Origin of the sequence: Roseovarius sp. W115 (genome assembly GCF_032842945.2) — a bacterium.
Taxonomy (GTDB): domain Bacteria; phylum Pseudomonadota; class Alphaproteobacteria; order Rhodobacterales; family Rhodobacteraceae; genus Roseovarius; species Roseovarius rhodophyticola.
Map to the genome: position 1 here is coordinate 2,844,699 of NZ_CP146606.1, position 12,389 is coordinate 2,857,087.

Sequence of the window (12,389 nt, forward strand, 5' to 3'; positions counted from 1 at the left end):
AGCTTCCAGATGCATTTGATCAAATTGCGCAGGCTGCGGTGCCAAAGCCGGGAGCAGACTTCGGTGCGTCGGCGTCATGCGTAGTTTTGCACCAAGGTGACGCTTACGCCGATTGCATCCGGACGCCTGCGAGAAGTGGGAGCTTTAACTGTTGTGAGAGCCCCCGCGAGCGACTAGAGTGGATCTGACCTCCAAGGGCGGACACAAGAAACTTAATCGCAGAAAGCGCAGCTGACCATGAATTCTTACAAGATTTGGGCCCTTCTTGGGGCCGTTGGTGGCGCGGGTTTTGGCCTTGTTGTCACCCCGTTGATTTTTATCCTCGTGAATTTTTCCTCTGGCGGTGTCACGTTTGGTGAAACGGTCCGCTTTGCTCTTGCCAATGGGGTCACCTGGGGTGCTTTGGGCCTCTTTGCAGGCATCTTCCTTGGGGTGGTCAATACCGTAAAGAGCCAGCCTGCAGAGGACTGATCCGCGGGTCAGACCAAAGTGTAGCTTCAAGCCGCACAGGGGCGCTTGGTATGCGCTTTTTCGCGTGCGTCCTTGTGATGGTGCGCCGCTTTAACACCGCGCACCAATCCCAATGCCCATCACCCCGCAATCGACGCGCGGTAGATGCTGTCGATGGTTGCGCCAATCGTGCTGTTGAAGGCCTCATCCGACTGATCTGCGGACAGACCTTCGGTGAGCGCGCGTGAGAAGCTGGCGATCATGCCGGTGTTTTTCGACAACCGGTCATTGGCCTCGTCGCGGGAGTATCCACCAGAGAGGGCCACAACCCGCAAGACTCGGGGGTGATCCACCAGCGCTTTGTAGTGGTTTGCCGTCTCGGGCAGGGTGAGTTTGAGCATCACATCGCGCCCTTCAGGCAGAGCGTCGAGGTTCTTGGCAATTTCCGCTGCCAGAATATCTTCGGCCTCAGCCTTGTCGGCGATAGAAATGGTCACTTCCGGCTCGATGATCGGTACCAGACCATGATCCAGGATGGTGCCTCCCACCTCAAATTGCTGTGCCACATTGGCGGCAATGCCCGAAGACGAGGCCGCATCAATCACCGAGCGCATCTTGGTTCCATAGATCCCGGCTGTATTGGCGCGCTCCAAGAGCGCCTCGAGATCCGGCATCGGCTTCATCAGCTTCACGCCATCCGCCTCATCCGCCAGACCTTTGTCCACCTTCAGGAAGGGCACGACACCGCGCTCTTCCCACAGAAACTCTGCCGAGGGGCGGCCCGCGATCTGGCGGTCCATGGTCATCTCGAAAAGGATCGCGCCGATGACCTTGTCGCCAGTAAAATCGGGCGCTTGCGCGATGCGCGCCCGCATGCCGTGGATCAGGTCGAACATTTCCGCTTCGCCGGAATAGGCGTCCTCGTTCACGCCATAAAGCTTGAGCGCCTTGGGCGTGGAGCCGCCGGATTGGTCCAAGGCTGCAATAAAGCCCTGGCCCTGACGGAGTTTTTCGGTTTGAGCGGATTTCGACATGGGGCGCCTCTGATCAATAGATAAACAACTGCGGCTCTCTTAGAGGGGCAGGCAGGGCCATGCAATTCTGATAGCGCTATCAACCGTTTCCGTTTCGGGAACTCAATGTCCTTTGCCCATGATTTTTGAGGCCACAAAGGTCGTGACACGTCGGGGTGAAATGCGCGGCAGGAATGCAAAGACCTTGTTGAGAAAGCCGGTGACGACCACCCGCTTGCCCGCGCGCGCAGCGATCCAGCCCTGTTCGGCCACATCCTTGGCCGACATCGGCTTGGCCAGTTTGAGCAGCCGCACACCGTCCATGTCGGCGACGTCAAAGAAATTGGTGGCCGTGGCCCCTGGGCAAAGGGCGGTAACGGTCACGTCTGAGCCGCTCAGTTCCTCGGCCACGGCCTCGGAGAGCGACAGCACAAAGGCTTTGGTCGCGTGGTAGACCGCCATGTTGGGGCCCGGCGTGAAGCCTGCGACAGAGGCCACGTTGAGGATACGCCCGCCGCCATGACCCTGCATATGCGGAATGGCCTGTTTCATCAGATAGGTAAGCGCGATCATGTTCACGTTCATCGACGTCAGTTCCTGCGCCCAACTCTCCGGATCGCTGAAATCGCCGTTCTTGCCAAGACCGGCATTGTTCACAAGCCGGTCGATCACACGACCTTCGCTGACCTTGGCCCAGAGCGCCTCGGTCTGGGTGAGATCTGACAGATCGGTGGGCATGACCTCGACCTGCACGGCGTCACTGCGCAACTCCTCGGCCAGGGCGTTAAGCTTGTCCTCTGTGCGCGCCACAAGGATGAGGTTGCGCTTTTCCTTGGCCGCCAGCTTGGCAAACTCCACACCAAGCCCTTCGGAGGCTCCGGTGACTAATGTCCAGCTCTCCATCTCTGCGCTCCTTGTATTTGGAGGAACTTGCACCGCAGCTTAGGCAAAGGTGGATCGGGCGTCGAGTGCGGTGTTCTTCACATTGCAAGTGTCGCCACAGAAGCGAGCAGGAGCAGAGCAAAGGTAATGTTGACCGCACGGGCAGCGCGCGGAGAGCGCAGGTGCCGCGCCAGTTCCGCGCCGGTCATCAGCCACAGGACATTGACGATGATGATCACGCCGAGGATCAGGGCCGCTTTCCAAAGCCCGTCAACAAGCGGGTTGCCCGCGATCAGCACATAGCCCGAGAAAAGCGCGGCCATCGCGGCATAGGCCTTGGGGTTGGCCAGGGTGATAAAGATGCCGTCAATGAGGCGCGGCGGGCTGGCGTCGGTATTTTCCAGCTCGCCAATCGCCGGGGCCGTGGCGATTTTCCACGCCAGGTAGAGGAAATAGATAATGGCAAGCGCAGTGATCACCGGCGTCACACCGGGCAGAGCGAGGATCGCACCGGAAATGCCCGTACCGACAACCAGCGCCACGAGCATCACGCCGACCACCAGCCCCGCGACGTAGCGCAAACCGCGCAGCCGCCCAAAAGAGGCTCCAACCGCGGCGGCACTCAGCGTGTTCGGTCCGGGACTGCCCGTCAGGGCAAAGGCGGCCAGCAGGAAGGCGGTGAGGTTCTCCATGGCGTGGAGGGTAGGGGTGGAGAGGTGGTGGTGCAAGGAGATGTAGGGTGGGCAAGATTGCCCACTATTTTGGACGATAAGGTGGGGTGAAACCCCACTCTACCGCGCGGCTGTGCTTTGCGATTTTTGTGTCATCCTCGGGCTTGACCCGAGGAGTTCGTGATTAAGAGATCCCCGGTCAAGCCCGGGATGACGGTCAGCCCTTGCTCACCCCCCAAGCGCCGCCACACCAGGCAAGGTCTTGCCTTCCATCCATTCCAGAAAGGCACCGCCTGCGGTGGAGATATAGGTAAAATCCTCCGCCGCGCCGGCCTGATTGAGGGCGGCGACCGTGTCACCGCCGCCGGCGACCGAGACAAGCGCGCCTGCGCGGCTTGCTTCTGCGGCATGACGAGCGGCGGCGTTGGTGGCGGCATCGAACGGCTCCAGCTCGAACGCGCCCAAAGGCCCGTTCCAGATGAGCGTTTTGGAGGCCTCAATCGCGGCATTCACCCGCGCCACGGCTTGCGGCCCGGCGTCGAGGATCATTGCGTCTTCGGGGCAGGCATGGGCGGGCACTACCTCATGTGCGGCATTGGCCTTGAATTCCTTGGCCACAACCACATCGGCCGGCAGCAGGATCTCGCACCCGGCGGCCCCGGCCTTGCCCATGATCTCGCGGGCGGTGTCGGCCATGTCATGTTCACAGAGCGACGTGCCCACGTTCAAACCTTGCGCGGCCAGAAACGTGTTGGCCATGCCGCCGCCGATCACCAGCTTGTCGACCTTCTCGACCAGATTGCCCAGAAGATCGAGTTTCGTTGAGACCTTTGCACCGCCGACGACGGCCAGAACCGGGCGCTCAGGTGCGCCCAACGCTGCTTCCAGCGCGCTCAACTCGGCCTGCATCAACCGGCCTGCACAGGCGGGCAGGTGGCGCGCCAGTGCCTCTGTCGAAGCATGCGCGCGGTGGGCGGCGGAAAAGGCGTCGTTGCAATAGACATCGCCTAAACTTGCAAGGCGCGCGGCAAATTCCGGGTCATTGGCCTCTTCGCCGGGGTGAAAGCGAATGTTCTCCAAAAGCAGCACCTCGGCCGCCTTGGCCTCCGCCGTCAGGTTCTCGGCGCCTTCCAGCGTCTCGATGAACTGTACCGAGTGCCCGATGGCCTCGGACAGGGCAGGCACCACGTGGCGCAGCGACATCTCGTCCACGACCTTGCCCTTGGGTCGTCCGAAATGGGCCAGCAGCATAGGCTTGCCCCCGGCGGCCAGAATGGCGTCAATCGTAGGCTTGATCCGGTCGAGGCGGGTGGTGTCGGTGACCTGACCGTTCTCGATGGGCACGTTGATGTCCACGCGTGTGAGTACGGTCTTACCTGTAAGGTCCACATCATCAAGCGATTTCCAACCCATATCACCCTCTCCCTTGTAGTCTGACCGGTTCGGTGTCGCGCGCCTTTTGGCTTGGCTCCGCCGGGGCGTCAACCTCTGGCTTGGCAATCGGGAGCGAAGCGCCTAGGTATCGGGGAACGTTTCATTCAAAGGAGGCCCGAATGGCCGAGATCAAAGATCCAGAAAACACAGTCCTGATCGAGCTCAAGGACGGCACCGTGACCATTGAGCTTTTGCCCGACGTGGCACCGGGCCATTGTGAACGGATGAAAGAGCTGGCGCGGTCGGGGGCCTATGACAATGTGTGTTTTCACCGGGTGATTGATGGCTTCATGGCGCAAACCGGCGATGTGGCGAACGGCAACCTGGAAAAGGATTTCAACATTCGCCTCGCGGGCACGGGCGGCAGCGACCTGCCTAACCTGAAGGCCGAGTTCTCCGGCGTGCCACATGATCGCGGCACCTTGGGCGCGGCGCGCAGCCAAAACCCTGACAGCGCCAATTCTCAATTCTTTATCAACTTCAGCGACAACCACTTTCTCAACCGGCAATACACCGTCTATGGCCGGGTGATTGAAGGTATGGAGCATGTCGACGCGATCCTGCGCGGTGAACCTCCGATGAACCCCGACAGGATGATCAGCGTGAAGGTGGCTGCCGATGTATAAGACGTTTCTTGCTGCAAGCCTGATCGCTCTGGCCGCACCTGCCGTGGCCACGGAAATGACGATTGAGATCGTGGGCGAAGCCATGGGCACCGTCACGATTGATCTTCTGGAAGATGTGGCGCCAGGTCACGTGGCGCAAATTTCGGAGCTGGCAAACGAAGGCGCCTATGACAACGTGGTGTTTCATCGCGTGATCGATGGCTTCATGGCACAGACCGGTGATGTTGAGTTCGGCAAAGAAGGCGAAGACATGCGTCTGGCTGGCCGCGGTGGCAGTGAACGGCCCGATCTGGCGGCGGAGTTTTCCGATGTGCCGTTTGATCGTGGCGTTGTGGGTATGGCACGGGCACAGGACCCCAACAGTGCCAACAGTCAGTTCTTCATCATGTTTGATGCAGGCCACTTCCTGAATGGGCAATACACCGTCGTTGGCCGCGTAACCGAAGGTATGGATATTATCGACGCCATCAAGCGCGGCACAGGACCAAACGGAGCCGTGGTGGGCGCGCCAGATGTGATGCGCAAGGTTTCGGTCAGCGAATAAGCCATGGTACCCACGGGCTATGAGCCTCTGAACACGCTCAAGCCCGTGGCTGAGGGCCTCTGGATTGTCGACGGTCCAGCGATCAAATCCTATGGGTTTCCGTTTTCAACGCGCGCCACTGTGGCGCAGTTGGAGAATGGAGACATCTGGGTGCATTCGCCCACGCAACTGACCGATAGCCTGCGCGCTGAGCTGGACGCGCTGGGACCTGTTCGCCACCTCATTGCACCCAATCAGATCCACTATCTAAACATTGCCGATTGGTGCAATGCGTATCCCGAAGCAACGTTTTGGGCGGCCCCCGGTGTGCATGACCGGGCCGCCAAGAATGGTCTGAGCCTGCCCGAAAGCACGGCGTTGCGCTCCAATGGACCTGAAGAGGCTTGGAAGGGACAGATCGACCAACTCATCGTGCGCGGCAGCCGCTGGCACAAGGAGGTGGTGTTCTTTCATCGTGCGGGGGAAACACTTGTGCTGACGGATCTCATCGAGGCGTTTGAGACAGAGAAACTGCCAGCGCATTGCCGCCCCTTTGCCTGGCTCAACGGGATTGATGACAGCGACGGGAAAACACCACCCCTCATTGCCTGGAGCTTTCGGGACAAAGACGCCTTTGCCGAGGACATCGAGCAGATGATTGAGTGGCGACCGCGTCGGGTGATTATCGCCCATGGGCGGTGGTATGAACGTGACGGTGTAGGGGAGCTGGAACGCGCCTTCCGCCGAGTTTTGCGCGCGCGGCGCTGGGATAGCGCGATCAAGGATATGAAAGACCGCGAAAATTCCGAGCGGTAGGTTTGTGGCAAATCGCGGAGCCTCCGGCGGGGATATTTTCAGCAAAGAGAAAAGGCGGGTTCTGGACTTTCTTCTTGCCTGAAATATCCCGGGGTTTGGGGCAGCGCCCCAACTCAGAATTGTTTTGCGGCGCAGCCGCTCATCTGGCCTGCGGTCAGCGGATGATATTCATGCGCAGTTTCAGTTTTTGGCGGTTGTCCTGAGGCAGGTGGCGGTTGAGATAGCGGTTGATCAGCCCGAAAAGCCCGATAACGCAGAGCGTCAGTAGGATGAAATAGCCTGCGAGGATCGGGTAGGGCACAAACGGGTTGAAGGTCTTGTCGGCGAAGTAGCTGGCGTAGTAGAGCGCGTCTCCGCGTTGTTGCCAGGCAGGAAAGGCCGAAAAGAAGACCAGTGTGGTGGCATGGAAGAGGAAAATCGCCTCGTTTGTATAAGCAGGCCAGGCCAGCCGCAGCATGGTGGGCCAGATGATCTTGCGAAAGCGTGGCCAGCCCGAAAACCCGTAGGCATCAGCGGCCTCTACATCGCCCTTAGGGATAGAGCGCAGTGCCCCGTAGAAAATCTCGCCCGAATAGGCGGCAGTGTTGAGGAAAAGCACGATGAGCGCACCCAGCCAGGCGGCGGTGAAGGGGTCAAAGACCGGATTCACCTGTTTCAGGCTGAGAAAGGCGAAATAGGCAAAGAAGAACTGGATAAAGAGCGGCGAGCCGCGAAAGAGGAATATGAACCACTCTGAGGGTTTGCGCAGCAGTGGATTCTTCGCACCTTTGCCAAGCGCAACCGCCGTTGCGAGTAAAAAGCCGCATAACAGCGCCAGAACACCAAAATAGATGTTCCAGATCATGCCAGAGCCGATCAGGGTGAATTGCTGACAGAGGGTGAAATCCTCTTTTGGCAAAAGCCGTTCGCCAAAACCGATTGAGCGAAAGGCGTAGGCTTGTACTGTCTCCCAGCAACTCATGCCGCGGCCTTTCGTTGAGACTCGCCGCCCGTGGTGGCTTGCCCGTGGGTCAGGCGGGTCATGAGGCGTTCCAGGAAGACCTCGGAGACCTTGGTCAGGCCAAGATAGAACACCAAGAGTGCGAGGAAATACCACATGCGCCAGTCGCCATGGGGATACTCGGTAAAGCGCGGCAGGGCTGTGCCGCCCAACTCGCGGGCCCAGTAGACGATGTCCTCGACGCCCAGCAGGAACAAAAGCGGTGTAGCCTTGGTCAGCACCATCCACAAATTGGACAGGCCGGGCAGGGCGTAGACCCACATTTGCGGGACGAGGATGCGCCAGAAGCTCTGGCGTGGGCTCATCCCATACGCCTCTGCAGTCTCAATTTGAGCACGCGGCACGGCGCGCATGGCGCCAAAGAGCACATTGGCGGCAAAGGCGCCAAAGACGATGGCAAAGGTCAGAACGGCGATGAAAAACCCGTAAGTTTCGTGCACCCATTGCGGCGCTTCACCCAGCGGGAGCTTGGCGGCCTGACAGACGACAAAGTCATTTCCCTGGCGCACCGGTTCGGACCAGTCGGGGCACTTCACGCGGTGGCGGATGTATTCGAACGCCTGATCCAGCGCGATGACGAAAAAGAGGAAGAAGGCGATGTCGGGCACGCCGCGCACAATGGAGATGTAGCCCTTGCCGAACCAGCGGAGTGGCAGGATGCGTGAGCGGGCCGCTGTGGCGCCGGCAAAGCCAAAGGCGAGGGCCGTGGGGGCTGTGATGGCCAGAAGGACCATGACGGTGATGAACGAATAATAGAGATTGCTGTGTTTCGTTGTGGTCAAATAACACGACAGCCATTTGACGCCAGACAGGGTCTCGGGATCAACACAGTAGCTGAACATTAAATTCGATCGCATCCCGCCGTTTGTTCACTCCCAGTGGTCCCGCATTGCTTTGTGGCTGTCAATCTCAATTCGCGTTATGCAGCTGGTAATGCGACCCAGGATCGCGTCAATTTGGTCGAAGGGACAGCAGAATGGCACAGAACGTGATCATTGTCGGTGCAGGGATCATCGGGGCAGCGGTGGCGTACCGGCTGCAGAGCCAGGGCGCGCAAGTTACCGTGGTGCATGATGGCAGAGCACGCGCAACTGATGCGTCATTTGGCTGGATCAACGCGTCGTTCTTTCTCGATCATGCGCATTTTCGCTTGCGGCATGAGGGGATCGCGGCTTGGCAACGTCTTATGCGCGCTGTGGCTTTGCCGATCCGGCAAACCGGGTGTTTGTGCTGGGAACAGCAGGGCGCGGCCTTGCAGGCGCAGGCACAGGAGCTTGGGGATCTTGGCTATCCACTGGAGATTATTGATCGGAACCAGTTTCAAGCTCTGGAGCCGCATGTGGCCAATGCTCCGGAACAGTGCCTCTATTTTCCCGATGAGATGGCCATTGATTCCGTGGCCGTGACACAAGTCTTGCTGGATGCCGCCGTGGCGGAGGGCGCAAAAGAGTTGTCGGGGCTGGAAGTGCAAGAGATCTTGCGCGACGGCGGGCGTGTGACAGGCGTGCAAACGCCGCTGGGGCCGCTTGTAGCGGATCAGGTTTTGGTGGCAGCAGGAACCGGGACGCAGGCGTTGATGCACAAGGTGGGTGTGCATGTGCCCTTGGTGGAGCGTCCTGCGCTGGTACTGACGACCAATCCATTGCCCAAACTGGTGGACCATGTGCTGGTCTCAGAGTTGGGGGAAGTGACGCAATGCGAAAACGGTGACCTGATCCATCCGGTTGCAGTGGGGCATCAGAGCGATGCGGCAGAGCGGATTGATCTGGCCCCGGATGAGGCAGGGGATGCTGCTCTGTTGCGACTAAAAGCGATGTTTCCGGGCGTTGCGATGTCGCGTGCAGGCGTGCAGCTTGCCCATCGGCCTGTGCCGGAAGATGGAATGCCGGTTGTTGGGGGCGTTGAGGGTGGGCTTTACGTGGCGGTCATGCATTCCGGCATCACGCTTGCCGCGATTATGGCGGAGTTGATTGCAGACGAGCTGCAACAGGGCGTCAGCAATCAGAGCGGTGGATGGCTTGGCCCTTACAGACCAGAGAGGTTCGCAGCGCCCCAAACGTAAAACGAGCCGCGCAAGGGCGGCTCGTTCTGTCGGAGATCGGGCGGATCAGAAGCCCGGGCCGATTTCCCATTTTTCGAGCAGCGCATTGAGCGAGCCATCTGCCTTCATGGACTCAATGGCCGCATCCAGCTTGGCTTTGAGCTCTGTATCGCTTTCGCGCAGACCCAAACCAACGCCTCCACCAATCAGTTCTTCTTGGTCAAGCATGACCAGATCGCCGTCTTCTGCGGCAATCGGTGTCAAAAACGCTTTGTCAGCCAGAACGGCGTCGGCTTCGCCATTGCGGACTGCGGCGATGGTTTCTTCGGGTGTTGCGAATTCCACAAGAGTATTGCCGGATTCTGCAATGAACGCCGCCTGAATCGTGTTGGACTGGGCGGCAACCACACCACCCGAGATGTCAGCATCTGCTGATGTTGCAAGATAGGCTGACGGATCGGGCTGTGTGTAGTTCTGTGTGAAATCAATGACTTCGTCGCGTTCGGCGGTGATCGACATGCCGGCGATGATGACGTCGTAGTTGCCGGACACCAGGTTGGGGATGATTGAGTCCCATTCATTGGTGACCCACTCACAGGTCAGTTCTGCGCGTGCGCAGAGCTCGTCGCCCACTTCGCGCTCAAATCCGTCAACTTCACCGGCGTCGTTGATGAAGTTGTATGGTGCATAGGCGCCTTCGGTGCCCAGGCGGACAGTTTTGTCCTCGGCCATTGCAAGGCCGCTGGACAGTGCCAGCGCCAATGCAGAAACGACTAGTTTTTTCATTTGGTTACTCCCTTTTCTTAAAGTTTGTTTTCAGGCGGCCATGGTCGAGCTGAGAAACTGCCGCAGCCGGTCTGATTTCGGGGCGCCGAACAGTGTTTCTGGCGCGCCTTCTTCTTCGATGAGACCCTGATGAAGAAAGATCACGTGATCCGACACATCATGGGCCAGCTTCATATCATGTGTGACAATCATCATAGTACGGCCTTCCGCGGCCAAGTCTTTGATAACTTTCACAACTTCCTGTTCCAGCTCGGGGTCAAGCGCCGAAGTGGGTTCGTCAAACAAAAGCGCTTCGGGCTCCATCGCCAGCGCACGGGCAATGGCCGCGCGTTGTTGCTGTCCGCCCGAGAGCTGCGCGGGGTAGACATCGCATTTATCGCCAATGCCGACCTTGTCGAGGTACTTGCGGGCCGATGCCTCCACCTCGCCATGATCCCGGCCCAGCACAGTCACCGGGGCCTCCATCACATTTTCCAGAATTGTCAGATGGGCCCAAAGGTTAAATTGCTGGAACACCATGCTGAGGTTCGTGCGGATGCGCAGGACCTGTTTGGAGTCGGCGGGGCGGCGCGACATGGCCTGACCCGACCATTTCACCGGTTCACCTTTGAAAACGATATCGCCGTCCTGGCTGTCTTCCAAAAGGTTGGCACAACGCAGAATGGTGGATTTGCCAGACCCCGATGAGCCAATCAATGAGACCACGTCGCCGCGCTTGGCGGTGATATCGACACCCTTGATGACCTCCAAAGTGCCATAGGCTTTGTGCAGGTTGCGAATTTCAATAACGGGCGTCGTGTCGGACAAAGGCAGGTTCCGGTCAGGTGGCAGATGGTTAACACCCGGTACTAGGACGCAAAAAAATGCACAATGCAACTTTCAAATCGCCGAAAAACACCATTTGATTGGTGTTTTTGCCACCAAAGCGGAGTTTTCAGGCTTCTTTCCGCAACGTCATGTGTTTGGTGGCGCCGGAGTTCGCACGCTCAAATAACGCGCTGCGGGGATGTCTACGAGACCATAGAGCGAAAGGGCGTCGCGATCTGTTTCGCTCAAATTGTCGATGGCTTTGGACAGGGCTGCACGGATTGGGGCCGCATCCTGAGTTAGGGAGGTGATGAAAGGCAGGGTTGGTGTCGGATCTGTCCGCGCAACAACGCGCAAATGCGCTGCAAACGCATCATAGCGTTGGATGTGCCGCCATGTCAGTGCATCTATCGCCGCAAGATCGGCACGACCGTCGGCCACGGCCTTTGCCGAGTTGAGATGTCCGCCGGTCTTCAGGGGGTTGGAGAAAGAAAACCCACGATCAAACGCATAATTTGCAGCAGCGGCCCAGCCGCTTTGCGACAATGGTTCATTGAAGGCAAAGCGCGCTGTGGAGAATGCCCCGATATCCTGTCTGGGGTCATCAGCGCGTGCGACGAAAACAGAGCAATACTCCCCGGGCGCGCAGCCTTCCAAACGGTTGTCTGGTGTCCCTACAAGCTGAACCTTTCCATGCAGTCGAGCCCGGTAAGGAAAGCCACAGGTTTGCGATAGAACCAGATCCGATGAGACCCAGTGATCCCAGATGTCACCATTACGTGTCACAGTTGCCGGCCCGATCCTCAGTCTGTCACGTATCGAGGCCCACAGCCGATCATTGGCCGCCTGCAATTCAGGGCGGTCATACATCGGCAGGCTGGCGATCATGCGGGTTTATCCAGTGTTAGCAACGCGTTGCCGCGCCTTGGCGCTGTCAACGTCATTCACGCCCAAAAGGCTTGCAGCCAGACGAATGAGCGCATCTTCTTCGGCATCGCGGGCGCCGTCGGCAAGGGCAACTTTCCACAGGGCTTCGACCACGCCGATACGGTCGTCATAAGCCACCGCATCCTTGATCGCGCGGGTGAAGCGCACCGTGTCGGGGGCTTCGGATTCCAGCGTTTCAGCTTCACTGCGCAAGGTCCGTGTGTCGGTCGCGCTGAGCGCGTAACGGGTGGAAATGATGCTTTCGATACGTGCCGCCTCGGCGGCGGAGTATTCGCCGTCCGTGCGTGCAAGTCTTACGAGTAAGGCCGAAAGCGCCAAGCGTGCGTCGCTATCGGTCAACGGCTCTGGCTCTGGTGCCACCAGATTCTTGAGAAAATCAGCAAACATACAAG

The 12,389-nt window shown here is 58.9% G+C and carries 15 protein-coding genes; 5 read left to right on the forward strand and 10 right to left on the reverse strand.

Translation table 11 applies throughout. The features are described from left to right. The first annotated feature begins 237 nt into the window (after positions 1–237). Positions 238–471, forward strand: a complete 234-nt coding sequence (locus RZS32_RS14430; protein WP_317057663.1) for a hypothetical protein — start codon at positions 238–240, stop codon at positions 469–471. A gap of 119 nt (positions 472–590) precedes the next feature. On the opposite strand, the gene RZS32_RS14435 is transcribed toward RZS32_RS14430, so the two are convergent. The 4 genes from RZS32_RS14435 to RZS32_RS14450 all read right to left on the reverse strand — a co-directional run bounded on the left by RZS32_RS14435 (position 591) and on the right by RZS32_RS14450 (position 4,429). Continuing rightward, positions 591–1,484, reverse strand: coding sequence for a fructose bisphosphate aldolase (locus tag RZS32_RS14435; RefSeq protein ID WP_317057664.1), 894 nt, complete (start codon positions 1,482–1,484; stop codon positions 591–593). Between the two features lie 102 nt (positions 1,485–1,586). After that, positions 1,587–2,366, reverse strand: coding sequence for an SDR family NAD(P)-dependent oxidoreductase (locus RZS32_RS14440; protein ID WP_317057665.1), 780 nt, complete (start codon positions 2,364–2,366; stop codon positions 1,587–1,589). Between the two features lie 77 nt (positions 2,367–2,443). Beyond that, the gene (locus tag RZS32_RS14445; protein WP_317057666.1) at positions 2,444–3,037 is read right to left on the reverse strand and encodes a LysE family translocator; all 594 of its coding nucleotides are present in this window, start codon (positions 3,035–3,037) and stop codon (positions 2,444–2,446) included. 207 nt (positions 3,038–3,244) lie between these two features. Continuing rightward, positions 3,245–4,429 (reverse strand): phosphoglycerate kinase, encoded by a 1,185-nt coding sequence (locus RZS32_RS14450; RefSeq protein ID WP_317057667.1) that lies wholly within the window; start codon positions 4,427–4,429, stop codon positions 3,245–3,247. A gap of 140 nt (positions 4,430–4,569) precedes the next feature. Between RZS32_RS14450 and RZS32_RS14455 the strand changes: the two genes are divergently transcribed. From RZS32_RS14455 to RZS32_RS14465, 3 genes are read left to right on the forward strand one after another with little or no spacing between them, the layout of a single operon-like run. Further along, positions 4,570–5,076 (forward strand): peptidylprolyl isomerase, encoded by a 507-nt coding sequence (locus tag RZS32_RS14455; protein WP_317057668.1) that lies wholly within the window; start codon positions 4,570–4,572, stop codon positions 5,074–5,076. After that, positions 5,069–5,620 (forward strand): peptidylprolyl isomerase, encoded by a 552-nt coding sequence (locus RZS32_RS14460; protein ID WP_317057669.1) that lies wholly within the window; start codon positions 5,069–5,071, stop codon positions 5,618–5,620. The genes RZS32_RS14455 and RZS32_RS14460 overlap by 8 nt, the downstream gene beginning before the upstream one ends. Before the next feature lie 3 nt (positions 5,621–5,623). After that, entirely contained in the window at positions 5,624–6,415 is a 792-nt protein-coding gene (locus tag RZS32_RS14465; protein ID WP_317057670.1) for a DUF4336 domain-containing protein, read from the forward strand. Between the two features lie 154 nt (positions 6,416–6,569). Here RZS32_RS14465 and RZS32_RS14470 read toward each other — a convergent pair whose 3' ends face one another. Together RZS32_RS14470 and RZS32_RS14475 are read right to left on the reverse strand one after the other, a co-directional pair. Next, positions 6,570–7,376: an ABC transporter permease gene (locus RZS32_RS14470; RefSeq protein ID WP_317057671.1), complete on the reverse strand. Its 807-nt coding sequence runs from the start codon at positions 7,374–7,376 to the stop codon at positions 6,570–6,572. Then, complete coding sequence (locus tag RZS32_RS14475; RefSeq protein WP_317057672.1) at positions 7,373–8,257, reverse strand: ABC transporter permease; 885 nt, start codon at positions 8,255–8,257, stop codon at positions 7,373–7,375. The genes RZS32_RS14470 and RZS32_RS14475 overlap by 4 nt, the downstream gene beginning before the upstream one ends. Before the next feature lie 134 nt (positions 8,258–8,391). Here RZS32_RS14475 and RZS32_RS14480 point away from each other — a divergent pair, with 134 nt between their 5' ends. Next, entirely contained in the window at positions 8,392–9,477 is a 1,086-nt protein-coding gene (locus RZS32_RS14480) for an NAD(P)/FAD-dependent oxidoreductase (RefSeq protein WP_317057673.1), read from the forward strand. 45 nt (positions 9,478–9,522) lie between these two features. Here RZS32_RS14480 and RZS32_RS14485 read toward each other — a convergent pair whose 3' ends face one another. The 4 genes from RZS32_RS14485 to RZS32_RS14500 all read right to left on the reverse strand — a co-directional run bounded on the left by RZS32_RS14485 (position 9,523) and on the right by RZS32_RS14500 (position 12,384). Continuing rightward, a complete protein-coding gene (locus RZS32_RS14485; protein ID WP_317057674.1) occupies positions 9,523–10,242 on the reverse strand; it encodes a transporter substrate-binding domain-containing protein in 720 nt (239 codons plus the stop codon). Positions 10,243–10,272: 30 nt separating this feature from the next. Further along, complete coding sequence (locus RZS32_RS14490) at positions 10,273–11,049, reverse strand: ABC transporter ATP-binding protein (protein ID WP_317057675.1); 777 nt, start codon at positions 11,047–11,049, stop codon at positions 10,273–10,275. A 147-nt stretch (positions 11,050–11,196) separates the two neighbouring features. Then, positions 11,197–11,937 carry a phosphate/phosphite/phosphonate ABC transporter substrate-binding protein gene (locus RZS32_RS14495; protein WP_317057676.1) on the reverse strand — a complete coding sequence of 247 codons (741 nt, stop codon included), beginning with the start codon at positions 11,935–11,937 and terminating at the stop codon, positions 11,197–11,199. A 6-nt stretch (positions 11,938–11,943) separates the two neighbouring features. After that, positions 11,944–12,384 (reverse strand): TerB family tellurite resistance protein, encoded by a 441-nt coding sequence (locus RZS32_RS14500; protein WP_317057677.1) that lies wholly within the window; start codon positions 12,382–12,384, stop codon positions 11,944–11,946. Positions 12,385–12,389: the final 5 nt, after the last annotated feature.

Bases quoted from the DNA above. Each gene is read 5' to 3' on its own strand.
- RZS32_RS14430 (WP_317057663.1), top strand. From the start codon at position 238: ATGAATTCTTACAAGATTTGGGCCCTTCTTGGGGCCGTTGGTGGCGCG.
- RZS32_RS14435 (WP_317057664.1), bottom strand. From the start codon at position 1,484: ATGTCGAAATCCGCTCAAACCGAAAAACTCCGTCAGGGCCAGGGCTTT.
- RZS32_RS14440 (WP_317057665.1), bottom strand. From the start codon at position 2,366: ATGGAGAGCTGGACATTAGTCACCGGAGCCTCCGAAGGGCTTGGTGTG.
- RZS32_RS14445 (WP_317057666.1), bottom strand. From the start codon at position 3,037: ATGGAGAACCTCACCGCCTTCCTGCTGGCCGCCTTTGCCCTGACGGGC.
- RZS32_RS14450 (WP_317057667.1), bottom strand. From the start codon at position 4,429: ATGGGTTGGAAATCGCTTGATGATGTGGACCTTACAGGTAAGACCGTA.
- RZS32_RS14455 (WP_317057668.1), top strand. From the start codon at position 4,570: ATGGCCGAGATCAAAGATCCAGAAAACACAGTCCTGATCGAGCTCAAG.
- RZS32_RS14460 (WP_317057669.1), top strand. From the start codon at position 5,069: ATGTATAAGACGTTTCTTGCTGCAAGCCTGATCGCTCTGGCCGCACCT.
- RZS32_RS14465 (WP_317057670.1), top strand. From the start codon at position 5,624: ATGGTACCCACGGGCTATGAGCCTCTGAACACGCTCAAGCCCGTGGCT.
- RZS32_RS14470 (WP_317057671.1), bottom strand. From the start codon at position 7,376: ATGAGTTGCTGGGAGACAGTACAAGCCTACGCCTTTCGCTCAATCGGT.
- RZS32_RS14475 (WP_317057672.1), bottom strand. From the start codon at position 8,257: ATGTTCAGCTACTGTGTTGATCCCGAGACCCTGTCTGGCGTCAAATGG.
- RZS32_RS14480 (WP_317057673.1), top strand. From the start codon at position 8,392: ATGGCACAGAACGTGATCATTGTCGGTGCAGGGATCATCGGGGCAGCG.
- RZS32_RS14485 (WP_317057674.1), bottom strand. From the start codon at position 10,242: ATGAAAAAACTAGTCGTTTCTGCATTGGCGCTGGCACTGTCCAGCGGC.
- RZS32_RS14495 (WP_317057676.1), bottom strand. From the start codon at position 11,937: ATGATCGCCAGCCTGCCGATGTATGACCGCCCTGAATTGCAGGCGGCC.
- RZS32_RS14500 (WP_317057677.1), bottom strand. From the start codon at position 12,384: ATGTTTGCTGATTTTCTCAAGAATCTGGTGGCACCAGAGCCAGAGCCG.